The sequence below is a fragment of the Nocardioides sp. Root122 genome, from assembly GCF_001425025.1.
GTDB lineage: Bacteria > Actinomycetota > Actinomycetes > Propionibacteriales > Nocardioidaceae > Nocardioides.
The window spans coordinates 650,964-673,693 of the sequence record NZ_LMDE01000010.1; the positions used below are offsets into that span (position 1 = coordinate 650,964).

At 72.1% G+C, this 22,730-nt stretch carries 25 protein-coding genes; 17 read left to right on the forward strand and 8 right to left on the reverse strand.

What is annotated here, in order from left to right:
* Positions 1 to 24 precede the first annotated feature (24 nt).
* The 10 genes from ASC64_RS12160 to ASC64_RS12205 all read left to right on the forward strand — a co-directional run bounded on the left by ASC64_RS12160 (position 25) and on the right by ASC64_RS12205 (position 9,375).
* On the forward strand, positions 25 to 465 hold the full coding sequence (locus ASC64_RS12160) for a PaaI family thioesterase (RefSeq protein ID WP_200937687.1): 441 nt from the start codon (positions 25 to 27) through the stop codon (positions 463 to 465).
* 167 nt (positions 466 to 632) lie between these two features.
* The gene (locus ASC64_RS12165) at positions 633 to 1,922 is read left to right on the forward strand and encodes an ABC transporter substrate-binding protein (protein ID WP_056907765.1); all 1,290 of its coding nucleotides are present in this window, start codon (positions 633 to 635) and stop codon (positions 1,920 to 1,922) included.
* A 99-nt stretch (positions 1,923 to 2,021) separates the two neighbouring features.
* Positions 2,022 to 3,008 (forward strand): carbohydrate ABC transporter permease, encoded by a 987-nt coding sequence (locus ASC64_RS12170; RefSeq protein WP_056907766.1) that lies wholly within the window; start codon positions 2,022 to 2,024, stop codon positions 3,006 to 3,008.
* On the forward strand, positions 3,005 to 3,835 hold the full coding sequence (locus ASC64_RS12175; protein WP_156385154.1) for a carbohydrate ABC transporter permease: 831 nt from the start codon (positions 3,005 to 3,007) through the stop codon (positions 3,833 to 3,835). The genes ASC64_RS12170 and ASC64_RS12175 overlap by 4 nt, the downstream gene beginning before the upstream one ends.
* Positions 3,832 to 5,274 (forward strand): glycoside hydrolase family 1 protein, encoded by a 1,443-nt coding sequence (locus tag ASC64_RS12180; protein WP_056907767.1) that lies wholly within the window; start codon positions 3,832 to 3,834, stop codon positions 5,272 to 5,274. The genes ASC64_RS12175 and ASC64_RS12180 overlap by 4 nt, the downstream gene beginning before the upstream one ends.
* Before the next feature lie 5 nt (positions 5,275 to 5,279).
* A complete protein-coding gene (locus ASC64_RS12185) occupies positions 5,280 to 6,293 on the forward strand; it encodes a LacI family DNA-binding transcriptional regulator (RefSeq protein WP_056907926.1) in 1,014 nt (337 codons plus the stop codon).
* A gap of 20 nt (positions 6,294 to 6,313) precedes the next feature.
* Positions 6,314 to 7,621, forward strand: a complete 1,308-nt coding sequence (gene paaK, locus ASC64_RS12190; RefSeq protein ID WP_056907768.1) for a phenylacetate--CoA ligase PaaK — start codon at positions 6,314 to 6,316, stop codon at positions 7,619 to 7,621.
* A 6-nt stretch (positions 7,622 to 7,627) separates the two neighbouring features.
* Complete coding sequence (locus ASC64_RS12195; protein WP_056907769.1) at positions 7,628 to 7,984, forward strand: DNA polymerase ligase N-terminal domain-containing protein; 357 nt, start codon at positions 7,628 to 7,630, stop codon at positions 7,982 to 7,984.
* 31 nt (positions 7,985 to 8,015) lie between these two features.
* The gene (locus ASC64_RS12200) at positions 8,016 to 8,225 is read left to right on the forward strand and encodes a hypothetical protein (RefSeq protein WP_056907770.1); all 210 of its coding nucleotides are present in this window, start codon (positions 8,016 to 8,018) and stop codon (positions 8,223 to 8,225) included.
* 70 nt (positions 8,226 to 8,295) lie between these two features.
* Positions 8,296 to 9,375 carry a tellurite resistance/C4-dicarboxylate transporter family protein gene (locus ASC64_RS12205; RefSeq protein WP_056907771.1) on the forward strand — a complete coding sequence of 360 codons (1,080 nt, stop codon included), beginning with the start codon at positions 8,296 to 8,298 and terminating at the stop codon, positions 9,373 to 9,375.
* A gap of 47 nt (positions 9,376 to 9,422) precedes the next feature.
* On the opposite strand, the gene ASC64_RS12210 is transcribed toward ASC64_RS12205, so the two are convergent.
* The 6 genes from ASC64_RS12210 to ASC64_RS12230 form a co-directional block, all read right to left on the reverse strand.
* Positions 9,423 to 10,121 (reverse strand): class I SAM-dependent methyltransferase, encoded by a 699-nt coding sequence (locus tag ASC64_RS12210; RefSeq protein WP_056907772.1) that lies wholly within the window; start codon positions 10,119 to 10,121, stop codon positions 9,423 to 9,425.
* The gene (locus ASC64_RS23015; protein ID WP_268788238.1) at positions 10,118 to 10,249 is read right to left on the reverse strand and encodes a hypothetical protein; all 132 of its coding nucleotides are present in this window, start codon (positions 10,247 to 10,249) and stop codon (positions 10,118 to 10,120) included. The genes ASC64_RS12210 and ASC64_RS23015 overlap by 4 nt, the downstream gene beginning before the upstream one ends.
* Complete coding sequence (locus ASC64_RS12215; protein WP_056907773.1) at positions 10,246 to 10,761, reverse strand: SRPBCC domain-containing protein; 516 nt, start codon at positions 10,759 to 10,761, stop codon at positions 10,246 to 10,248. Before ASC64_RS12215 ends, ASC64_RS23015 begins: the two co-directional genes overlap by 4 nt.
* Complete coding sequence (locus ASC64_RS12220) at positions 10,758 to 11,090, reverse strand: ArsR/SmtB family transcription factor (protein WP_056907774.1); 333 nt, start codon at positions 11,088 to 11,090, stop codon at positions 10,758 to 10,760. The genes ASC64_RS12215 and ASC64_RS12220 overlap by 4 nt, the downstream gene beginning before the upstream one ends.
* A gap of 109 nt (positions 11,091 to 11,199) precedes the next feature.
* The gene (locus ASC64_RS12225) at positions 11,200 to 11,715 is read right to left on the reverse strand and encodes a MarR family winged helix-turn-helix transcriptional regulator (protein WP_056907775.1); all 516 of its coding nucleotides are present in this window, start codon (positions 11,713 to 11,715) and stop codon (positions 11,200 to 11,202) included.
* Positions 11,712 to 12,086, reverse strand: a complete 375-nt coding sequence (locus ASC64_RS12230; protein WP_056907776.1) for a cupin domain-containing protein — start codon at positions 12,084 to 12,086, stop codon at positions 11,712 to 11,714. The genes ASC64_RS12225 and ASC64_RS12230 overlap by 4 nt, the downstream gene beginning before the upstream one ends.
* Before the next feature lie 108 nt (positions 12,087 to 12,194).
* Between ASC64_RS12230 and ASC64_RS12235 the strand changes: the two genes are divergently transcribed.
* Together ASC64_RS12235 and ASC64_RS12240 are read left to right on the forward strand one after the other, a co-directional pair.
* Complete coding sequence (locus ASC64_RS12235; protein WP_056907777.1) at positions 12,195 to 13,034, forward strand: aldo/keto reductase; 840 nt, start codon at positions 12,195 to 12,197, stop codon at positions 13,032 to 13,034.
* A gap of 25 nt (positions 13,035 to 13,059) precedes the next feature.
* Positions 13,060 to 13,806 (forward strand): peptidylprolyl isomerase, encoded by a 747-nt coding sequence (locus ASC64_RS12240; protein WP_056907778.1) that lies wholly within the window; start codon positions 13,060 to 13,062, stop codon positions 13,804 to 13,806.
* On the opposite strand, the gene ASC64_RS12245 is transcribed toward ASC64_RS12240, so the two are convergent.
* The gene (locus ASC64_RS12245; RefSeq protein WP_056907779.1) at positions 13,799 to 14,260 is read right to left on the reverse strand and encodes an OsmC family protein; all 462 of its coding nucleotides are present in this window, start codon (positions 14,258 to 14,260) and stop codon (positions 13,799 to 13,801) included. The two genes, ASC64_RS12240 and ASC64_RS12245, sit on opposite strands and share 8 nt — an antisense overlap.
* Positions 14,261 to 14,377: 117 nt before the next feature.
* A complete protein-coding gene (locus ASC64_RS22065; RefSeq protein ID WP_156385155.1) occupies positions 14,378 to 14,521 on the reverse strand; it encodes a hypothetical protein in 144 nt (47 codons plus the stop codon).
* Between the two features lie 184 nt (positions 14,522 to 14,705).
* Between ASC64_RS22065 and ASC64_RS12250 the strand changes: the two genes are divergently transcribed.
* From ASC64_RS12250 to ASC64_RS12270, 5 genes are all read left to right on the forward strand, one after another.
* Positions 14,706 to 15,533 carry a formate dehydrogenase accessory sulfurtransferase FdhD gene (locus ASC64_RS12250; protein WP_235563711.1) on the forward strand — a complete coding sequence of 276 codons (828 nt, stop codon included), beginning with the start codon at positions 14,706 to 14,708 and terminating at the stop codon, positions 15,531 to 15,533.
* Between the two features lie 61 nt (positions 15,534 to 15,594).
* Positions 15,595 to 16,779 carry an exonuclease SbcCD subunit D gene (locus ASC64_RS12255; protein WP_056907781.1) on the forward strand — a complete coding sequence of 395 codons (1,185 nt, stop codon included), beginning with the start codon at positions 15,595 to 15,597 and terminating at the stop codon, positions 16,777 to 16,779.
* The gene (locus tag ASC64_RS12260; RefSeq protein ID WP_056907782.1) at positions 16,776 to 19,778 is read left to right on the forward strand and encodes an AAA family ATPase; all 3,003 of its coding nucleotides are present in this window, start codon (positions 16,776 to 16,778) and stop codon (positions 19,776 to 19,778) included. Before ASC64_RS12255 ends, ASC64_RS12260 begins: the two co-directional genes overlap by 4 nt.
* Before the next feature lie 22 nt (positions 19,779 to 19,800).
* The gene (locus ASC64_RS12265; protein WP_056907783.1) at positions 19,801 to 21,321 is read left to right on the forward strand and encodes a TldD/PmbA family protein; all 1,521 of its coding nucleotides are present in this window, start codon (positions 19,801 to 19,803) and stop codon (positions 21,319 to 21,321) included.
* Positions 21,321 to 22,718: a metallopeptidase TldD-related protein gene (locus ASC64_RS12270; RefSeq protein ID WP_056907784.1), complete on the forward strand. Its 1,398-nt coding sequence runs from the start codon at positions 21,321 to 21,323 to the stop codon at positions 22,716 to 22,718. The genes ASC64_RS12265 and ASC64_RS12270 overlap by 1 nt, the downstream gene beginning before the upstream one ends.
* Positions 22,719 to 22,730: the final 12 nt, after the last annotated feature.

Sequence of the window (22,730 nt, forward strand, 5' to 3'; positions counted from 1 at the left end):
CCCCTGATGGCCTATACGTTGAGAGTGGAGGCAGTCCAGGCCGTCGGGTCCGTGCCGATCCTCGAGGCCATGGGCATCCGCGTCGTCGAGGTCCGCGCGGGCTTCGCCGCCGCCGAGCTCCCGCCCGAGCCCAACATGAACCACTTCGGGGTCACCTACGCCGGCTCTCTGTTCAGCGTCGCCGAGATGCTCGGCGGGCTGCTGGCCCTGGCGACCTTCGACCTCGAGGGCGAGCTGGCCGGGTTCGTGCCGCTGGTCAAGGAGTCGACGATCAGGTTCCGGCGTCCCGCGCTGGGCGTCGTACGCGCCTCGGCGTCGCTGCCTGCACCGGAGGTCGACCGCGTGCGCGCCGACGCGCTGGCGACGGGCAAGGGGGAGTTCGTGCTGGAGGCGGTGCTGACCGACGCCCAGGGTGAGGTCGTCGCCTCGACCACCGGCACCTACCAGGTCCGACGCCTCGGCTGACGGGTTCACACCCCCACTTTGGTGGAAACGGTTGCACCGCCCGCTCACCTGACTGAGCGCGACTGGGGAGCGTGCCGTTGACAGCGGCTGTGACTGCGGTCATAGTTCCATGTCAAGCGCGAGTGGAAACGATTCCACTCACCGGCCCACCCCAGGAGCGTTCAGCGATGCGCAAGCCCACCATCCGACGGGGAGCGGCGCTCGGCGCCGCCCTGGCCCTCGTCGCCACCATGACAGCCGCCTGTGGCGGCGACGACGAGTCCAACGCCGGCCAGGCCGAGCTCGGCCAGGACGACGTCCTGACGATCACCACCTTCAGCGACTTCGGCTACGACAAGCTGATCGAGGAGTGGAACGCCGACCCCGACCGCCCCTTCACGGTGAAGATGACCAAGATCGCCGACTGGGACCCGTGGAAGCAGACGCTCACGCAGGACCTGCAGGCCGGCCACGGGCTCACCGACGTCGTCGCGGTCGAGGGCGACGCGATGCCGCAGTTCCTCGCCGACGGCGCCTCGGACCAGTTCGCCGACATCTCCGACCCGTCGCTCGAGGACCGCTGGGTCGACTACGCCTACCTCGCCGGCCAGACCGCCGACGGCAAGCAGATCGGCTATCCGACCGACGCGGGCCCGGAGGCGTTCTGCTACCGCGCCGACCTGTTCGAGAAGGCCGGCCTGCCGTCCGACCGCAAGGAGGTCGAGAAGATCTTCGAGACCTGGGACTCCTACTTCGCCGCCGGCGAGAAGCTCGTCGCCGAGCTCCCGGACACCAAGTGGTACGACGCCAGCGGCTCGATCGCCCAGGCGATGCTGAACCAGGCCGAGTTCCCGTTCCAGACCGCCGACAACGCGGTCGACGTGGAGAACGCCGAGCTCGAGGAGGTCTGGGACACCGTCACCCGCTACTCCTCGACGCTCTCGCCGCGCGTCGTGCAGTGGAAGGAGGACTGGACCGCCAACTTCACCAACGACGGGTTCGCCACGATGCCGTGCCCGGGGTGGATGTTCTCCAACATCAAGTCGAACGCCCCCGAGGTCGAGGGCTGGGACATCGTCAACGCCTTCCCGGGAGGCGGCGGCAACTGGGGCGGCTCCTACCTCGCCGTCCCGGCGATGTCGGAGCACCAGGAAGAGGCCAAGCAGCTGGCCAGCTGGCTGACCGACAAGGACCAGGAGCTCGCCGCCTTCGAGGCTGCGGGCAACTACCCGGCCAACATAGAGGCCCAGCAGGCGCTCGCCGACGCCAACGCCACCGACCCCTACTTCAACGACGCGCCGACGGCAGTGATCCTCGCCGACCGGGCGGCCGCGGTGGAGCCCGGACACCCCTACGAGGGGGACAAGTACTCCGACATCCTCGGCCTCTTCCAGACCGCCATCCAGCGGGTCGACGAGGGCACCTCGCCGGACGAGTCCTGGGCGACGTTCACCCAGGCCGTCGAGAGCCTCTCCTGATCACTCGACCGTGATCATCCCCATCGCCCCCGCCGGGGAGGACTGCACCACCTCCCCGGCCGGGGTCACCCAGCCCGCACCGACGAGAGGAGGCGCGCGATGACCACCGTCCACGCACCCGGTCCTCCGGAGACCCGGACCGCGGCTGGCACGACGCCCCCACGGCTGACGTGGCGGCAGAAGCTCTCCCGGTGGGACACCCGCTTCTCGCCGGTCCTCTACGTCGTCCCGTTCTTCGTGGTGTTCGGCCTCGTCGGGGTCTACCCGATGGTCTACTCGGCCTACCTCTCCTTCTTCTCGTGGCCCCGTTTCGGCCCCACCCACGGACCGGGGGTCGGGTTCGCGAACTACGCGCACGTGCTCGCCGACCCGGTGTTCCACAAGGCGTTCTGGAACACCGTCGGCATCTTCCTGCTGTCCTCGGTGCCGCAGGTGGTCATCGCCACCGTCATCGCGGCTATGCTCGACACGCCCCTGCGCGGACGCACCTGGTGGCGGATGAGCGTGCTGCTTCCCTTCGTGGTCGCACCGGCGGCCACGGCCCTCATCTTCGGGAGCCTGTTCGCCGACCAGTCCGGCCTGGTCAACGAGGTCCTCCGCGCGATCGGCTTGCCGGGGATCAGCTGGCACTCCGACCGGCTGGCGAGCTGGACGGCCATCGCCTCGATGGTCAACTACCGCTGGACCGGCTACAACACCCTGATCATCCTCGCCGCGCTGCAGGCGATCCCTCGACAGCTCTACGAGGCCGCCGCGATCGACGGTGCCCGTCCGCTGCAGCAGTTCTTCCACGTCACGCTGCCCTCGATCAGGCCGACCATGCTCTTCGTCATCATCACCTCGACCATCGGAGGGATGCAGATCTTCACCGAGCCGCGCCTGTTCGACACCAACCTGCAGTTCCAGGGCGGGGCCGACTACCAGTACCAGACCCTGACGATGTACGTCTTCAACGCCTCGAACAGCGGCACCGACCCCTACCCGCGGGCCGCGGCCGCGACCTGGATCATCGTCGTGGTCATCGTGGGCATCGCTGCCCTCAACTACCTCCTCACGCGGCGGTTGCAGGGGAGGGGGGAGCGGTGAGCCGGCGTCCCGGGTTCCTGGTCTACGGCCTGCTGTCCGCGTTCGTGGTGGGCTCGGCGTTCCCGCTCTACTGGTCCTTCGTCATCGGGTCGGTGACCAAGGAGCGCGCCATCCACAGCCCGCCGCCGCTCTACCCCGGCGGACACTTCCTGGACAACGCGCGTCGGGTGCTCGACCAGATCGACTTCTGGTCCGCGCTGGCCAACTCGGTGGTGATCTCCGGCGTCTCGGCCGCCTCCGTCGTCTTCTTCTCGACGCTGGCCGGCTACTCGTTCGCCAAGCTGCGGTTCCCCGGCAGCAACGTCGCGATGGGCTTCGTCGTCGCCACGATGGCGGTGCCCACCCAGCTGGCGTTCGTGCCGCTGCTCAAGCAGTTCAGCAACCTCGGGCTCACCGGGACGCGCACCGCGGTGGTGCTGCCGTTCCTCGTCACCGCGTTCGGCGTGTTCTTCATGCGCCAGTACCTCATCGACGCGATCCCCGACGAGCTGATCGAGGCCGCCCGGATGGACGGCTGCTCCCAGATCCGCACCTTCTGGACGGTCGCCGTCCCCGCCGCGCGGCCCGCGATGGCGATCCTGGCGCTGTTCACGTTCATGCAGACGTGGACGGAGTTCATGTGGCCGTTGCTGATCCTGCAGGGGAGTGACGTGCAGACGCTGCAGACCGCGCTCGACCAGCTCAAGATCGCGCCGGCCGGAGGGATCTCCGACGTCGCGCTGCTCCAGGCGGGGACGCTGCTGGCCACGATCCCGCTCCTCGTCCTGTTCATCGCGACCGGCCGCCAGCTCGTGGCCGGCATCATGCAAGGAGCCGTCAAGGGATGACGACCCGAGAGTTCCCCGCGGACTTCCTCTGGGGGGCGGCCGCTGCCGCCTACCAGATCGAGGGGGCCGTCGACGCCGACGGGCGCACGCCGTCCATCTGGGACACCTTCGCCCGCGTGCCGGGGGCGATCCTCCACGGCGACGACGCCGACGTCGCGTGCGAGCACTACGAGCGGATGCCGCAGGACGTCGCGCTCATGAAGCGGCTCAACCTCGCGTCCTACCGCTTCTCCACGGCGTGGCCACGGGTGTGCCCCGACGGAGGGCGGGTCAACCCCGCCGGCCTCGACTTCTACGACAGGCTCACCGACGAGCTGCTCGCCGCGGGCATCACGCCGTTCCTGACGCTCTACCACTGGGACCTGCCGCAGGCCCTCGAGGACGCGGGCGGCTGGACCAACCGCGACACGGCCCACCGGTTCCTCGACTACGCGATGGCGGTGCACGACGCGCTCGGCGACCGGGTCGACAGCTGGACGACCCACAACGAGCCCTGGTGCTCGGCCTTCATGGGCTACACCAGCGGCGGGCACGCCCCGGGGCGCCGCGAGGGAGTGGCGGGCGTCGTCGCCGCCCACCACCTGCTCCTCGGGCACGGCCTGTTCGTCGAGGAGTTCCGCCGCCGCGGAGGCACCGCGGACAACGGGAAGGCGGTCGGCATCACGCTCAACCCGACGGTGGCCGACCCGTTCGACCCCACCCGCGCGGCCGACGTGGACGCGGCGCGGCGCCTGGACGGCTTCCACAACCGGGTGTTCCTCGACCCGCTGTTCCGTGGCGCGTACGCCGACGACCTGGCGGGGGACACGGCGGGCATGCTCTTCGAGGGCCGGCCCTGGCAGGACGTCGTCCGGGACGGGGACCTGGACCTCATCAGCCAGCCGCTCGACTTCCTGGGGGTGAACTTCTACCACGGCGACCTCCCGGCGGCGTTGCCCTACGAGGCAGGGCCGGGGGAGCTCCTCGGCAGCCGGATCGAGCACTCGCCGCGCCGGCGCGCCTCGCCGTACCCGGGCGGCGGCTTCGTGTTCCCGCGGACGGGTCGTCCCACCACCGACCGCGACTGGGAGATCGACCCGGACGCCTTCCGGCGCCTGCTCGTCCGGCTCGCGGAGGACTACGGCGCACCCCCGATCTACATCACCGAGAACGGTGCGATGGCCGACGACGTCGTCGAGGGCGGCGCCGTCCACGACCGCGGGCGGCAGCAGTTCATCGAGCAGCACCTGCACGCGATGCTGGACGCGATGGACCAGGGCGTCGACGTCAGGGGCTACTTCGTGTGGTCGTTGATGGACAACTTCGAGTGGAGCTACGGCTACTCCCACCGCTTCGGCATCGTCCACGTCGACTACGAGACGCAGGAGCGCACGCCCAAGGACAGCGCGCTCTGGTTCGCCGAGGTCGCCCTGCAGAACCGGGTCCCAGTAGTAGCGTGAACCCGATGAACGAGCACGCGTCCACGCTCGGCGAGGTGGCCAGGCTGGCCGGTGTCAGCAAGGCGACCGCGTCGCGCGCGATCAACGGCAGGTCCAAGGTCAGCGCGAAGGCGCAGACCGCGGTCCTCGACGCCGTACGCCAGCTGGGCTACACCCCCAACGGCACCGCGCGCTCGTTGGTCACCCGGCGCACCGGCTCGGTCGCGGTGATCCTCCCGGAGTCCGACGAGCGGATCTTCTCCGACCCGTTCTTCGCGCGGATGCTGCACCTGGTCTCCCGCTCGCTGCGCGAGCACGACCTCCAGCTGGTGCTGCTCCTCGCCGAGCCCGGCGACGAGGAGGAACGGCTGCTCAAGTACCTCCGGGGTCGCTACGTCGACGGCGCGATCGTCGCCTCCCACCACCGCGACGACCGCCTCGCCGAGCACCTGTCGGACCTCGCGCTGCCCTGCGTGTTCATCGGTCGTCCGTGGCTCGGGTCCGAGCGGGTGTCCTACGTCGACAGCGACAACGCCGCGGCCGCGCGCCATGCGGTGCGGGTCCTGCTCGACGCCGGCCGGCGCCGGATCGCGACCATCGCCGGACCGCGGGACATGCGGGCGGGCCACGACCGGTTGGAGGGCTGGCGCCACGAGCTCGCCGACGCCGGGCTCGACACCGACCTGGTGGCCTACGGCGACTTCACCGAGGCGGGCGGCGCGGAGGCCTGTGCGTCGCTCCTCGACGCCACCGGCGACATCGACGGCATCTTCGCGGCGTCCGACCTGATGGCGCAGGGCGCGATGCGCGAGCTGGCGGCACGGGGGATCCGCGTGCCCGACGACGTCTCGATCGTGGGCTACGACGACCTCGGTGTCGCCGAGCACACCCGGCCGCCCCTGACCACGCTGCACAACCCGATCGGCTCCATGGTCACCGAGGCGGTGCGGCTGCTCATCGAGGCCATCGCCGAGGGCGGCCGCGGCGCGCCGCGCAGGGTGGTCTTCGTGCCCGAGCTCGTGCGCCGGGCATCGGTCTAGAAGCCAGCAGGAGGTCCGCCGTGCCCGCACCCGTCCCACCCGACCACGGGCTCGAGCCGATCGAGCGGGCGTCCGTCGACGAGCTCCGCGCAGTCCAGCTCGAGCGGCTGCAGTGGACCGTGCGGCACGCCTACGACCACGTGCCGCACTACACCGCGGCGCTCGACGAGGCAGGCGTCCACCCCGACGACGTCACCGAGCTGGCCGACCTGGGGCGGCTCCCGTTCACGACCAAGGAGACGCTGCGGCAGAACTACCCGTTCGGGATGTTCGCGGTGCCGCGCACCGACGTCGTACGCCTGCACGCCTCGAGCGGCACGACGGGCAAGCCGACCGTCGTCGGCTACACGCGCGGCGACCTCGACGTCTGGGCGACCGTCGTCGCGCGCAGCATCCGCGCCGGCGGCGGGCGGCCGGGGGACATCCTGCACAACGCCTACGGCTACGGCCTGTTCACCGGCGGCCTCGGTGCCCACGCGGGGGCGGAGAGGCTGGGGTGCACGGTGGTGCCGGTCTCCGGCGGGATGACCGAGCGGCAGGTCCAGCTGATCGCCGACTTCCGGCCCGACGTGATCATGGTGACCCCGTCCTACATGCTCAACATCGTTGACGAGATGGAGCGCCACGGCCTCGACCCGCGGGCGAGCTCGCTGCGGGTGGGCATCTTCGGCGCCGAGCCCTGGACCAACGAGATGCGCACCGCGGTCGAGGAGCGGCTCGACATGCACGCCGTCGACATCTACGGCCTGTCCGAGATCATCGGCCCGGGAGTGGCCCAGGAGTGCGTCGAGACCAAGGACGGCCTGCACCTCTGGGAGGACCACTTCTACCCGGAGATCATCGACCCGGTGACCGGTGAGGTGCTGCCCGACGGTGAGGAGGGCGAGCTGGTGCTGACGTCCCTGACCAAGGAGGCAATGCCGGTCCTGCGCTACCGGACCCGTGACCTGACCCGCCTCCTGCCCGGCACGATGCGCCCGATGCGGCGGATCGAGAAGATCACCGGCCGCACCGACGACATGATCATCCTGCGAGGGGTGAACCTGTTCCCGACGCAGATCGAGGAGCTGGTGCTCGGCGTCCCGGAGCTGACGCCGCACTTCCAGTGCGTGCGCGGCCGCTCCGGCAACATGGACACGCTCACCGTGCGCATCGAGCGCCGCGAGCACGTCGGCGTCGAGGCCGGCGAGGCCGCGGGCCGGCACGTGGGCGCCCTCGTCAAGCGCATCATCGGGGTGAGCGTCGGCGTCGAGGTCGTCGAGCCCTTCGGGATCGAGCGGTCGGTCGGCAAGATGCGACGGATCGTCGACGAGCGGCCCCAGGGCTAGGGCGTCATGCCAGCAAGGTTCGTCCTGCACGACCACCGACGACCGAGCCCGCACTTCGACCTGCGTCTCGAGGAGGACGGCGTGCTGCGCAGCTGGGCGGTGCCCAAGGGCCTGCCGACCGACTCACGCCGCGACCGGCTGGCGATCGCCGTCGACGACCACGAGCTCGACCACGTCGACTACGAGGACGAGCACAAGTCGATCGCCGACACCGGCACCTGGGAGGCCGAGGACCGCGACGAGCGGCGGCTGGTGCTCGTGCTGCACGGCCGGTCCGGGTCGCGCCGCTACGCGCTGATCCACACCGACGGCACCCAGTGGCTGCTGCACCTGACGAAGGACCAGTCCGTCAACAGAGGTTGACTTCTCGCCCGACGTCAATCATGGTTGACGCATGAGGACTGCCGTCGACGCCGAGGAGCCGGGGGAGGAGAGCCCCCTCGAGGAGCTCATGCGCATCGCCCGGGCCAAGCACGAGCTCGCTGCCGCCGAGGCGGTCGCCGTACGGCGCGCCCGGATCCACGGCTTCAGCTGGGCCGAGATCGGCACGATGCTCGGCGTCAGCAAGCAGGCGATGCACAAGAAGTACGGCAAGTTCGCCTGAACATTATGTCACTCCAGATGTCACTCCAGCGGCTCGCCAGCCGGGCCGCCCGACGCGAGGGGATCAGGACGTGACGCATTTCCGGACCCGCTTCGCGCGAGCCGTCGAGGGGCTGACCCCGGGCTACTTCGCGTTGGTGATGGGCACCGGCATCCTCTCCGTCGGGACACACCTGGAAGGGGTCGACGTCCTCTCGGAGGTGCTGCTCGGCGTGTGCGTCGCCTCCTTCGTCGTCCTGGGCACGCTCACCGGGTGGCGCTTCCTGGCGTACCGGAGCGCCGTCGTGGTCGACTTCGTCGACCCGCGGCGGGGTTTCGGCTTCTTCACCTTCGTCGCCGGGACCAACGTGCTCGGCGTCCGGTTGGGCCTGGAGGGGTGGTACGCGGCGACCGCGGCGCTCCTCGTGGTCTCGGGCATCGCATGGCTCGCGCTCGGTTATGTCGTCCCGTGGACCGCGGTGCTCGGCCGCCAGGAGCGTCCGGTGGTGGCCACGGCCAACGGCACCTGGTTCATCTGGGTGGTCGCCAGCCAGTCCGTCGCGGTTGCGGCTGCGAGCATCGAGCCCGTCTACGGATCCGTGCGCCGCGAGCTCGCGGTGCTCGCCGTGGTGTCGTGGTCGGTGGGCGTGTTCCTGTACGCCGCGGCCGGCGTGCTCGTGGCGTTGCGGTTGATGCTCTACGAGTTCGGGCCCGAGGAGCTGACGCCGCCGTACTGGGTGGCGATGGGGGCCCTCGCGATCACGGTGCTGGCCGGCGCACGGATCGTGGAGATGGCCGACGCACCGATGGTGCGGGTGACGCGTGACCTCATCGCCGGGCTGGCAGTGGTGTTCTGGGCGTTCGCGACCTGGCTGATCCCGGTGCTGGTGGCGGCCGGCTGGTGGCGGCACGTCCGCCGCCGGGTGCCGCTGCGCTACGACGCCACGCTCTGGAGCATCGTGTTCCCGCTGGGCATGTACGCGGTGGCCGGCATCTACCTGGGGCGCGCCGACGACCTGCCCGTGGTCGCGGCGATCGGTCGCGTCGAGCTGTGGGTCGCGCTCACCGCGTGGGTCGCGGCGTTCACGGCGATGGTGCGCCACGTGGCGATCACCGTGTTCCGGGCCCCGAAGGAGCAGAGCCCCACCCGTCCAAAGTTCGCCGATAACTGACATTATGTCAGATAGCGGAGGATCTGGCCCGGGCGCCGCTCCCCTCGTCAGACCGCTTCCAGGACGAAGAACAGGAAGCACAGGAACGACGTCCGGTCCCCGATCCCGTCCGGGAGCAGCTCGCGCGGGGTGCCGGGATCGAACGGCGGCTCGCTGACGGTCGAGATCCGGAAGCCCGCCGCGGCGAACGCGTCGGTCATCGCGTGCAGCGGCCGGTGGAAGAACGTCAGCTGCGCCGTGTGGCCGTCGAAGGTGTAGTCCTCGGTGTAGGACGTGACGGCGAAGTAGTCCTCGTCCGGGTAGACGACCGGACGGATCACCGGGTGGTTGACCACCACGACGAGCCGCCCGCCCGGCCGGAGCACCCGTCGCAGCTCGGCCAGCGGCCCGGACCAGTCCTCGAGGTAGTGCAGCACCAGGGCCGCCACGGCGTCGTCGAACTCTCCCGTGGCGAACGGCAGCGGCGCGGTGAGGTCGGCGACGAGCAGCGGCACGTCCGGTCCGAGCCGCTCCTTCGCGATGCGCACCATCGCCGGGCTCGCGTCGAAGCCGGTGACCTGCGCGCCCCGCCCGGCCAGGTCCGCCACCAGGGGTCCCGAGCCGCAGCCGGCGTCGAGGACGCGCCGCCCGCTGACGTCACCCACGAGGTCGAGGACCGCCGGGCGCGCGTAGTGCGCGTTGAACAGGCCGGTCTCGTTCTCGCGCGCGTAGGCCTCGGCGAACCCGTCGTAGTGGTCGGCTCTCACAACACGATCTCCTTCAGCTCGGCAAGCGTGCCGATGCGGTGGCTCGCGCCCGAGAAGTCCTGGGACGCGGTGAACTCGTGGTGGACCACGGCGCAGTCGATGCCGGCCGCGACGGCCTCCGACCTCACGCCTCGCCCTGGTCGCCCGCGGCCGGGACCAGGTCGGCGTACGCGGGGACCATGTCGACCCAGCGCGCCTCGTCGGTGTCGCGCTCGCGTCCGGCGACGTGCGCGGCGAGGTCCTCCGCGTGCACCTGCCACCCGGCGCCGTACGCCGCCAGCTGGTCGACCGGCACGCCGCGCTCCTCGACGACCAGGCGGGTGCCGCCCTCGACGGCGGTCAGCGTCGCCTCGATCGTCGACTCGCGGTCGGGGCTCTCGTCCTCCCACGTCGTCACGAGCAGGCGGTGCGGGCGCTCGCAGACGTCGATCCGGCCGGAGCCCTCCCAGCCGCTGGTGAACCGGGCGGTGAAGCCGCCCCCGGTCGCGAGGTCACCGGAGACGTCAGCGATCCACCGGACCAGGCGCTCGGGGTCGGTGCAGGCCTCCCAGAGGTCGTCGATCCCGGTGGCGTAGACGTCCTCGACGCGCACCACTCCCCTCGTGCCGTCGATCCGGCCCAGCGTTCCCAGTGTCCTCACGAGACCTCCTCGGTCCGTCGCGTGCGCCTGCCGCGCGCGACCTCGGTGTGCAGTGCGTCGAGCCGGTGCTGCCAGAGGGCGCGGTAGCCCTCGAGCCACTCGTCCACCTCGACCAGCGCCTCCGGACGGAGGCTGTAGATGCGCCGCTGGGCGTCCTGCTCGACCGAGACCAGCCCGGCCTCGCGCAGCACCCGCAGGTGCCGGGACACACCCGGTCGTGCGATCGGCAGGGCGGCCGCCAGCTCGGTGACCGTGGCAGGGTGGTCGCGCAGGATCTCCAGCACGGTGCGCCGGTGCCCGTCCCCCAGTGCCTGCAGTACCGCGTCCATGACCTCAATGTACCTGACGGCGTACGTAACCACAAGGGTACGCACGAAACTCCCACGCGGACGGGATGGAGCTGCTGACCCTCGCCATGGCCGCCCTGATGGCGGGTCGCTACCAGGTCGGGCGCACCGCGGGGAGGGCGCCGTCGTTGGCCGTCAGCACGATCCGCGTGAGCGCGTCCCGGGTCGTGCGCAGGTCGTCTCCACCGGCCATGTCGGCCCACTCGGCCTCGATCTCGGCGTAGATCTCCTCGACCGCGCCGAGGAGGGTCCTCCCCTTCGCCGACAGCGACAGCGCTCGCTGGCGGCGGTCGGACTCGTCGACGGTCCGGACGAGGTAGCCGGACTGCGCCATGGCGTCGACCAGCTGCGACGCCGCCTGCTTCGTCATCCCCATCAGTGCTGCGACGTCGGTGACGGTCGACGGGCCGGTGCGCAGGGCGAGCAGGACGAAGCCGTAGGGCGGGCGCACGTCGTCCCAGCCCCGCTCGGCGAGCCGCTCGTGCAGTCCGGTGATCGCCAGGCGGAAGCCCATCGCCAGCAGGCGCGCCAGCGCGATCCCCTCCCCCGGCTCCTCGCCCGACACGTCACCCGGGGAGGTGGCCGGAGCCTCCGACGGCTTGCTCACTCGGCCCACGGCGGCGTGAAGGTCGTGCCGCCGACCACTGCCTGCCCACCCACGGGCAGGCAGCACAGCAGCCGGAGCGGCTCCTCACCAGCGTTGGCCAGCTCGAGCTCCACGCCCGCTGGTACGACGATGGCGTCCCCGGGGCCGGCCGGGTCGGCTGCCGCGTCGCCGATGCGTACGCGCGCACGACCCGCGAGGACGACGAAGACCTCCTCCCGGGTCAGCGAGTGCGGCGTGGACGGCGTGCCGGGGGCGATCTCCACCTGCCACACAGCCGTCTCGGACGTGCCGCGGCGGGGCGTGGCGAGCGAGGTGAAGCGGGTCCCCTCGAGCTCGTGGGTCGTGGCGCCGGCGAGGGTGAGAACCGACATGGCTCCTCCTAGATGGTCAAGTGGCTTGACCATCACCGTACGGCGATCCGTGGGCGATGGTCAAGCCACTTGACGACCACGGTTGCCGGCGGTCCTAGGTTGGGAGCCATGGCGACCACACCGACGTACACGCTCAACGACGGCACCTCGATCCCCGCGATCGGCTTCGGCACCTATCCCCTCCGGGGCGAGGACGGCACCGCCTCGATGGTGCGCGCGCTCGAGGCGGGCTACCGCCTGCTCGACACGGCCGTGAACTACGAGAACGAGACCGAGGTCGGCGAGGCGGTCCGCCGCTCGGGCCTCCCGCGCGAGGAGGTGCTCGTCGCCAGCAAGATCCCCGGTCGGCACCACGCCTACGACGACGCGATCGCGTCCGTGCGCTCCTCCCTCGAGCGCCTCGGCCTGGAGCGCACCGACCTGCACCTGATCCACTGGCCCAACCCGAGCCAGGACCGCTACGTCGAGGCCTGGCGGGCGTTGGTCCAGCTGCAGAAGGACGGGCTGGTCCGCTCGATCGGGGTCTCCAACTTCACCGAGGAGCACCTCACCCGGATCATCGACGACACCGGCGTCGTCCCGGCCGTCAACCAGGTCGAGCTGCACCCCCGTTTCCCGCAGGAGCACATGCGCGCGGTGCACGAGCGCCTCGGCATCCGGACCGAGGCCTGGAGCCCGATGGGCAAGCGGCGAGCGCCGCTGGACGAGGACGCCGTCACGTCGGCCGCCCGGGCGCACGGCGTCTCCCCCGGCCAGGTCATCCTGCGTTGGCACGTCCAGCTGGGCTCGCTCCCGATCCCCAAGTCCGCCGACCCGCAGCGCCAGTCGCAGAACCTCGACGTCTTCGGCTTCGAGCTCACCGACGACGAGGTCGCGGCGATCTCCGGGCTGGCCGAGGACGACGGCCGGCTCTTCGGCGGCGACCCCGACACCCACGAGGAGATGTGAACGGCCGCTGGCTATCCTCGGCGCCATGCTGAAGCGCCTGGCCACGGTGGCCGCCTGCCTGACCGTCCTCACCCTCGCCGCCTGCGGCAACGAGAGCGACGGTGACCCGGACACCGCCACGGACCCGTCCGCCCAGACCTCGGAGTCCACGAGCGAGTCGCCGAGCGAGTCCCCGAGCGAGTCACCGACCGAGGCCAGCGGCAAGACGACCACCTGCGACTACCCCGCCGACGGCCAGGAGCCGGCGCGCGACGTCGACGCGCCGGCGGCCGAGGCGCCCGCAGAGGGCACCGTGACGGCCACCATGACGACCAACTTCGGCGACATCACGCTGACCATGGACCGCGCCGACGCACCGTGCACGATCAACTCGTTCGTGTCGCTGTCCGAGCAGGGCTTCTACGACGACACCCCGTGCCCGCGCATCGGCGACCAGGAGGGCTTCGGCATCCTGCAGTGCGGTGACCCCACGGGCACCGGGTCGGGCGGTGCGGGCTACACGGTGGCCGACGAGCTCAACGGCGACGAGACCTACGCCGCCGGCACCATCGCGATGGCCAACACCGGGGCGCCCGACACCAACGGCTCGCAGTTCTTCCTGGTCTTCCGCGACTCCCAGTTCCCGCCGAGCTACACGACCTTCGGCACCATCGACGAGGCGGGCCTGGAGGTCATCGACGCGATCGCCAAGGAGGGAAACGACGGCGCCCACCCGGCCGGCGGCGGTGCCCCCAACAAGGCGGTCACCATCGAGAAGATGACGATCAGCTGAGCTGCTCGTAGGCGACCGGCGCGCCGAGCTGCACCGTCCGGGCGACGGTGCACAGGCGGTCGCGCGACATCTCCATCGCGCCCTGCACCCGCTCGCGCGCCGCGTCGCCCTCCGGGCCCTCGGGGAACCGGATGTCGAAGCTCAGGCGCAGGTCGACGAGGTGGTTGCCGTGCTCGTCGCGGACCTTGTGGCCCTCCGCGTGCACGTCGTACGTCGTGCTCGAGACGCGCTTGTGGGTGATCGCCTCGACGTCGAGGGCGCTGCACCCGGCGATGGCAGCCAGGAGGAGCTCCACCGGCGTGAAGTCGGGGTCCTCTCCCCCGGTGCCGAAGAACGTCTCCCCACCCCGGGCGTTGGTCGCCTTGAACCGGGCGTGCCCGATCCGGGTGAGCTCGACGCTGCGGAGCGTGTCGGACGGCGTCTCGGCCCCTGCGGGCAGCCTCTGCTCGGTCATGGCCGACACCCTGCCAGAGGGGGGTCGGGCAGGGTGTCGGCGCCGCGCGCCCAGCGCGTGGGGGCGGGCGTGCGGCTGGGTCCGACGTGGGGGACGTCGGACGAGGAAGGCGCTGGGTCAGCGCTTGGTGCGACGCGCGGCGCGACGGGCGCGGCGCTCCTCACTGCGGGCGATCTCCACGTCGCGCAGGAGGGCGCGGTCCTCCGCCGAGTGAGCCCGTGCGTGGACGAGGCTGTTGGCGAGGTGCAGCTGCGTGGTCATGGAGATCTGTCCTTTCGAGGGGGGACCCTCACGTGATGAGCACTGGAACTTCACACGTCGTCGTGTAAGAAGTAGCCGCTCCGTTGCGGCTCTTACATTCTACGACCGCAGAATGTCCTGTCCCGCATCCCCGAAGGGGTGATCTCGGACACCAGCGACGTGGCCCCCGGGCTAGGGTCGAGGGGTGACGAGCGAGCGAGTACGACGGCCGGGTCCGTCGATGCGGACCCGCGTCGTCGAGCACGCCGACGGCACCGAGATCCCCCGCGAGGACCGGCTGGTGACCGAGGAGCCGCTCGAGATCCGCGTGCGCGTCGGCGGCCTCGAGGCACGGCGTGCCTGGGTGACCATGCGCACTCCAGGGCACGACTTCGAGCTCGCCGCGGGCTGGCTGGTCAACGAGGGACTGGCGACGCCCGAGTCCCTCGCCCGGGTCGCCTACTGCACCGACGCCGACCTGGCCCCGGAGCAGGAGTTCAACGTCGTCACCGTCTCGCTGACCGGTGGCGACGAGCTGCCCCACCGCCACGTCGCGGCATCGGCGGGGTCCTCGGCGTGCGGGGTGTGCGGCAAGGACAGCGTGGCCGAGGCGCTGGCCGTGCGGACGGCCGCTCCCTGGCTGGGGGCTCGTCCCGGCCCGGACGTCGTACGCCGCCTGCCCGACGCGCTGCGCGCGCAGCAGTCCCTCTTCGACCGGACCGGTGGCGTCCACGCGGCCGGCCTGGCCGACGCCGACGGCACCCTGATCGTGGTGCGCGAGGACGTCGGCCGGCACAACGCCGTCGACAAGGTCGTCGGTGCGCGCGTGCTGGCGGGGGCCCCGCCTGCCGCCGCGTGCCTGGTGCTGAGCGGGCGCGTCGGCTTCGAGCTGGTCCAGAAGGCCGCCGCCAGTGGCATCGGCTCGATCGTCGCCGTCGGTGCGCCGACCACCCTCGCGGCCGGCCTGGCGCGCGAGGCGGGCATCGAGCTGTGGGGCTTCACCTCGGCGGGTCGCACGGTCCACTACGGCTGAGGGCGGCAGCCCCGCGGCGTGGTGGCCCGGCGCTGTCGGTCCGTCCGCCTAGGTTCGTCGTGTGCGCATCCTCCACACCTCCGACTGGCACCTGGGGAGGTCCTTCCACCGTGAGGGACTGCTCGAGCACCAGGCGGCGTTCGTGGACCACCTCCTCGAGGTGGTGGAGGTCGAGCGGGTCGACGTCGTGGTCGTCTCCGGCGACGTCTACGACCGGGCCCTCCCCCACGTCGACGCCGTCGCCCTCGCCGACGACACCTTCGCCCGGCTGGCCGCCTCGCGCGCCCGGATCGTGGTGAGCAGCGGCAACCACGACAGCGCCCGGCGGCTCGGCTTCGGCTCCCGCCTGATGGACGCCGCAGGGGTCTTCGTGCGCACCGATGCCGCCACGGTGGGCACCCCGGTCGTCCTCGGCGACGAGCACGGCGACGTGGCGATCCACGCCCTCCCCTACCTCGACCCCTCCGCCCTGCTCGAGCCCTGGGGGCTCAGCCACCGTAGTCACGAGGCGGCCCTCGGCGAGGCGATGGTGCGCGTGCGCCACGACCTCGCGGCGCGGCCGGCGTCGACGCGCTCGGTGGTCCTCGCGCACGCCTTCGTCGCGGGCGCGAGCCCCAGCGAGTCCGAGCGCGACATCAGCGTGGGTGGCGTGTCCCGGGTCGCGACCAGCACCTTCGACGGCATCGACTACACCGCGCTGGGCCACCTCCACGGCCCGCACGTCCTCGCCGACGGCCTGCGCTACTCCGGCTCCCCGCTGGCCTACTCCTTCTCCGAGGCCGACCAGGTCAAGGGCTCGTGGCTGGTCGAGCTCGGTGCCGACGGGTTCACCGGCGCCCACTGGGTCGACGCCCCCGTCCCCCGGCGGCTCTCGCGCATCAGCGGGACGCTCGACGACCTGCTGGTCGATCCCGCGCTGGCCGACCGCGAGGACGACTGGGTCCAGGCGACCGTGACCGACGTGCCGCGACCCGCCCGGGCGATGGAGCAGCTGCGCCGACGCTTCCCGCACACCCTGGTGCTCCAGTTCCCCGCTCCCGCGGTCGAGGCGCACCTCCCTGCCCCGCCCGCGCCGGGACGCAGCGACCACGGGATCGCGCTCGACTTCCTCGCGCAGGTCCGCGGAGTGCCGGCGACCGAGTCCGAGTCGGCGCTGCTGCTCGAGGCGGTCGACGCGTGCTGCCACGACCCCGACCTCGACGCCCTCGTGGCGGCGTCCCCCCTGTCGCGGGCGGGTGAGGCATGAGGCTGCACCACCTCGAGGTGACCGGGTTCGGACCCTTCGCCGATCGGGTGCGGATCGACTTCGACGCGCTCTCCGACGCCGGCCTGTTCCTCCTGAGCGGGCCGACCGGCGCCGGCAAGTCGAGCGTGCTCGACGCGGTGTGCTTCGCCCTCTACGGCGACGTGCCGGGCGACCGCGCGACCGCCAAGCGGCTCCGGTCCGACCACGCCGGCGACGACGTGACGCCGCGCGTGGTCCTCGAGGCCACCCTGTCCGGCCGGCGCTTCCGCATCGACCGGTCCCCGGCCTGGACCCGGCCCAAGAAGCGCGGCACCGGGACGACGACCGAGCAGGCGCGGGTCGTCATCTCGGAGCGTCGCCCGACCGCCGACGGCACCGACCAGTGGCACCCGCTCAGCACGCGCCTCGACGAGACCGGCCACATGGTGACCCGCCTCGTCGGGATGACGCTGCCCCAGTTCTGCCAGGTCGCGCTGCTGCCCCAGGGACGCTTCCAGGCCTTCCTGCGGGCTCGCTCGGAGGAGCGGCACGTGCTCCTCCAGCAGGTCTTCCAGACCGAGCGCTTCGACCGGGTCGAGCGGTGGCTCCGCGATCGTCGGGTGGAGCTGCGACGTTCCGCGGAGGCGCACCAAGCCGCGGTCGCCGACCTGGTGAGCCGGGTCAGCGAGGTCGGCGCCGTGCCCGCTCCGCCCGACTGGGCGCAGGAGCCCGCGGTCCTCACCGCATGGGTGGAGGAGCTCGCTGCCACGACGTCCGACGCGGCGGCCGTGCAGGCCGTCCGCGTCGAGGAGGCGGCGTCCGTCGAAGGGTCCGCTGCCGACGCCTCCTCGGCCGGCGCCGAGCTCGCCGCGCGCCAGGCCACCCACGCGGCTGCGGAGCGGTCTGCCGCCGCGCTGGCCGCTGAGCACGACGCCCACGTCGCACGCACGCACCGCGCTGCTGCGGCCCAGCGCGCCCTCGGCGTACGCCCCCTGCACCAGGTGGCCGTGACCGCCCGCGACACGGCCGAGGAGGCCGAGCAGCAGGTCAGTCGTTCCCGCGCCGAGCTCGCCGCCCTGGTGGACGAGGACGACCTCGACGACCACCGGGTCGCAGAGCACCTCCGGACCGCCATCGCGACGCTCACCGACCTCGCCCGGGTCAGGCCGCTGCAGCGGCAGGCCGACGACCTCGACGACGAGCTCCGCGCGCTCGCCGTGGCGCGTGACCGCACCCGCTCCACGCTGCAGCAGCTCGCCGCGCGCGCCCAGGAGCTCCCGACCGCTCTGGCCGACCTCGCACCGCGGCTGGAGTCGGCCACGGCGGCCCGAGCCCGCTCGACGGAGCTCGGCGCCGGGCGCGCGACGCTCGAGAGCCGCATCTCGGCCGCGACGACGGCCGAGCGCCTCGAGGTCGAGCTCGCCGCCGCCGAGCAGGCATGGCGTGAGGCCACCGAGACCCGGCTCGGGGCCAGGGAGGCGCTCGTCGAGATCCGAGAGCGGCGACTCGACGGGATGGCCGCCGAGATCGCCCTCAAGCTCGCCGTGGGCGCGTGCTGCCCGGTCTGCGGGTCCGCCGAGCACCCGGCGCCGGCGGTCCCCGCCCCGGGTGCGCCCGACGAGGCCGCCGAGCGCGACGCACGGCGCACGGTCGACGACCTCGAGGCGGTCGTCGAGGCCCACGCCCAGCAGGTGCGCGGCCTCGCAGCCCAGCGGGCGGCGGCGCTGGCCGAGGCCGGCCAGTCCCTGGCCGACCTCCGCGCCGCGCACGAGGCGCTCACCGCCGAGCTGGCGGACGCCGCACGGGAGGCAGCGGCCGCTGACTCCCTGGCCGCGCGCTGCTCCGCCCTCACCGACGAGCTCGCGTCGCTGTCACACGAGCGCGACTCGCTCACCACCGTCGCGACCCGGCAGGACACCGACGCCGCGGTCCTGGCGTCCCGCATCGAGACCCTCCGCGAGCAGGTGGCGGCAGCGCTCCCCGACGGCGCGGCGCACGACGACATCGGCGACCTCGAGGCCCTGACGGCGCGGCTGCAGTCGGTCGAGGCCCGCGCCACCCGGTGCCTCGACGCCGCGGCACACCTGGTCCGGGCACGGAGCGACGCCGAGAAGGCCGAGGCCGCCGCCCTGGCAGCCGCCGTCGAGGCCGGCTTCGCCACGGCTGACGAGGCGGCCGACGCGTGGTTGCCGGCCACCGAGCTCACCGCGCTGCAGCGACGCCTGGAGCAGCACGACCGCGAGGTCGCGCGCGTCGCCGAGCAGCTGGCCGACGCCGACCTCCGTCGCGCCGCCGACACGGCTCCTCCCGACCTCGACCGGCTGACCCTCGACCTCCGCCGGGCGCGGGAGTCCGTCGCGGCTGGCCGCGCGCTCGAGTCGAGCCTGCTCGAGCGCCACCGACGGCTCGTCGGCCTCGGCGCCGACGTCGCTGCGGCGCTCGCTGCCTGGCTCCCGGTGCGCGACGACCTCGACCGGGTCGCCGACCTCGCCGGGATGGTCGAGGGCAAGCACCCCGACAACCGCCTGCAGATGCGTCTGTCCGCCTACGTCCTGGCGCACCGGCTCGGGCAGGTGGTCGACGCGGCCAACCTCCGGTTGTCCTCGATGAGCGACCAGCGCTACTCCCTCGTCCACACCGGGCAGCGCGGCGCCGGCGAACGGCGCGGCGGGCTCAGCCTGCTGGTGCGCGACGACTGGACCGGCGACAGCCGTGACCCGGCCACGCTGTCGGGTGGCGAGACGTTCGTCGTGTCGCTGGCGCTGGCGCTGGGGCTCGCCGACGTCATCACCGACGAGGCCGGCGGCGCCGACCTCGACACCCTGTTCGTCGACGAGGGCTTCGGCTCGCTCGACGCCGACACCCTCGAGGACGTCATGGACACCCTCGACACCCTGCGCGACGGTGGCCGCGTGGTCGGCGTCGTCAGCCATGTCCCCGAGCTGCAGACCCGGATCCCGACCCAGCTGCGCGTGCACCGCGGGCGACACGGCAGCCGGACTTCCCTCCACACCCGCTGAACGGCTTCGATAGGTTTCCTGCATGAGTGCGCCCGGGCTCGACCCGACCTTCACCGACCTGCCGCACCGTCGCCTCGGCGACGTGGCCCTGGCCCGAGCCCAGGAGCTCGGCGCGAGCCACGCGGACTTCCGCCTCGAACGCAACCGCTACCAGTACCTCGGCGCGCGCGACGGGGTGCTGCAGACCGCCAGCGACGCCGAGGACCTCGGCTTCGCGGTCCGCGTGGTCCACGGTGGCGCGTGGGGCTTCGCCTCGGGTGTCGTGCTCACCGACGACGAGGCACGGCGGGTGGCCGAGACCGCCGTCGCCGTGGCCAAGGTCGCCGCCGCGATGACCACCGTCCCCGTCGAGCTCGCGCCCGAGCCCGTCCATGACGACGTCACCTGGGTCTCCGGCTACGACGTCAACCCGCTCGAGGTCCCGACCCCGGAGAAGGCCGCCCTGCTGGTCGACTGGACCGAGCGGCTGCGCGCCGGTGCCGCGGTCGCCCACGCGACGGCGTTCCTCCAGCAGGTGCAGGAGAACAAGTACTACGCCGACCTGGCCGGCACCCGCACCACCCAGCAGCGCGTCCGCCTGCAGCCGGGCTTCGAGGCCACCGGCGAGGACCCCGACACGGGCGTCTTCGACTCGATGGCCTCTATCGCCCCGCCGGTCGGGCGCGGCTGGGAGTACCTCTCCGGCGCGCACTGGGACTGGGACGCCGAGCTCGCGGAGGTCCCAGAGCTGCTGGCCGAGAAGCTCGCGGCACCCAGCGTGGAGGCCGGCACCTACGACCTCGTCGTCCACCCGTCGAACCTCTGGCTCACCATCCACGAGTCGATCGGTCACGCCACCGAGCTCGACCGGGCCCTGGGCTACGAGGCCAACTACGCCGGCACGTCGTTCGCGACCTACGACAAGCTCAACACCCTCCACTACGGCTCCGCGGTGATGAACGTCCGTGGCGACCGCACCCAGGAGCACGGCCTGTCGACTGTCGGCTACGACGACGAGGGCGCGCAGACGCAGGCCTGGGACATCGTCCGCGACGGCGTGCTCGTCGGCTACCAGCTCGACCGCTCAATGGGGCACCTGAAGCCGGAGCTCAACGACGGGCGCTCCAACGGATGCGCCTACGCCGACTCCCCCGGCCACATCCCGATCCAGCGGATGGCCAACGTCTCGCTGATGCCGGGCACCGACGACCTGTCCACCGACGACCTCGTCTCCCGGGTCGAGCGCGGCATCTACGTCGTCGGCGACAAGTCGTGGTCGATCGACATGCAGCGGTTCAACTTCCAGTTCACCGGCCAGCGGTTCTACAAGATCACCGACGGCAAGCTGGACGGCATGCTCCGCGACGTGGCCTACCAGGCCACCACCACGGACTTCTGGGGCTCGATGGAGGCGGTCGGCGGCCCCGACACCTGGGTGCTCGGCGGCGCGTTCAACTGCGGCAAGGCCCAGCCCGGGCAGATCGCGGCGGTCAGCCACGGCTGCCCGTCCGCGCTGTTCCGCGGCGTCAACATCCTCAACACCCTCGACGAGGCAGGCAACTGATGACGACCTTGGCCAGCACCCCGCAGCAGCTCGTCGAGCACGCCCTCGCCACGTCCACGGCCGATGACTGCATCGCCATCGTCCGCGAGGTCACCAGTGCCAACCTGCGCTGGGCCAACAACACGCTGACCACCAACGGCGTGATGACCGAGGTCTCGGTGACCGTGGTCAGCTTCGCCTCGGTCCCGGGTGGCATCGCCACCGGGTCGGTGTCGGGCAGCGCCGCGACGACCGAGCAGGTCACCGCCCTGGTGGAGGCCGCCGACGCGGCCGCACGCGCCGGCTCACCCGCCGAGGACGCGGCCGAGCTGGTCGCCGACGAGACGTCGGCCGACTGGGAGACCGAGCCGGTGTCCACCGACATCGGGGTCTACGACGCCTTCGCTCCCGCCCTGGGCGAGGCGTTCCGGCAGGCCACGGCGGAGGACCGGCTGCTCTACGGCTTCGTCAACCACGACGTCACCACGACCTACCTCGGCTCGACGCGCGGTGTGCGGCTGCGCCACGCCCAGCCGACCGGCCACTACGCCTGCACGGCGAAGGACACAGCGCTCACCCGGAGCGCGTGGGTCGGCGGCGCCACCCGCGACTTCCGCGACGTCGACGCAGCCACCATGGCGTCACAGGTCGCCCAGCGGCTCGCGTGGGCCGAGCGCCGTGTCGACCTGCCGGCCGGCCGCTACGACACGATCCTCCCGCCCTCCTCCGTCGCCGACCTGATGATCGACGCCTACTGGGGTGCGGGAGCCCGGGTGGCACACGAGGGCGAGTCGGTCTACAGCCGCCGCGGTGGCGGAACGCGCATCCACGACAAGGTCGCCGCGCCGGGCGTGAGCCTGTTCTCCGACCCGACGTACCCCGGGTTGGAGTGCGCGCCCTTCGTGGTTGCGGGTGCGTCCGACAACACCGACTCGGTCTTCGACAACGGTCTGCGCCTCGGACGCACCGACTGGATCCGCGACGGGCTCCTGACCGGCCTGCTGCAGACGAGGCACTCGGCGCAGATGACCGGTCAGCCGGTGACGCCGATGATCGACAACCTCGTGCTCGAGGTCGCCGACGGCGCGGGCACGCTGGACGAGCTGGTCGCCGGCACCCAGCGCGGACTGCTGCTCACCTGCCTCTGGTACATCCGCGAGGTCGACCCGCAGACCATGCTGCTCACCGGCCTCACCCGCGACGGCGTCTACGTCGTCGAGGACGGTGAGATCGTCGGGGCGGCCAACAACTTCCGGTGGAACGAGAGCCCGATCGACCTGCTCAACCGGTTCAGCGCCGCCTCGACGACCGTGCCGAGCTTCAGCCGTGAGTGGGGCGACGACTACTTCTCACGCACCGCCACCCCCGCGCTGCGGATCCCCGACTTCAACATGTCGAGCGTGTCGCAGGGCGTCTGAGCTCCCGGGGTC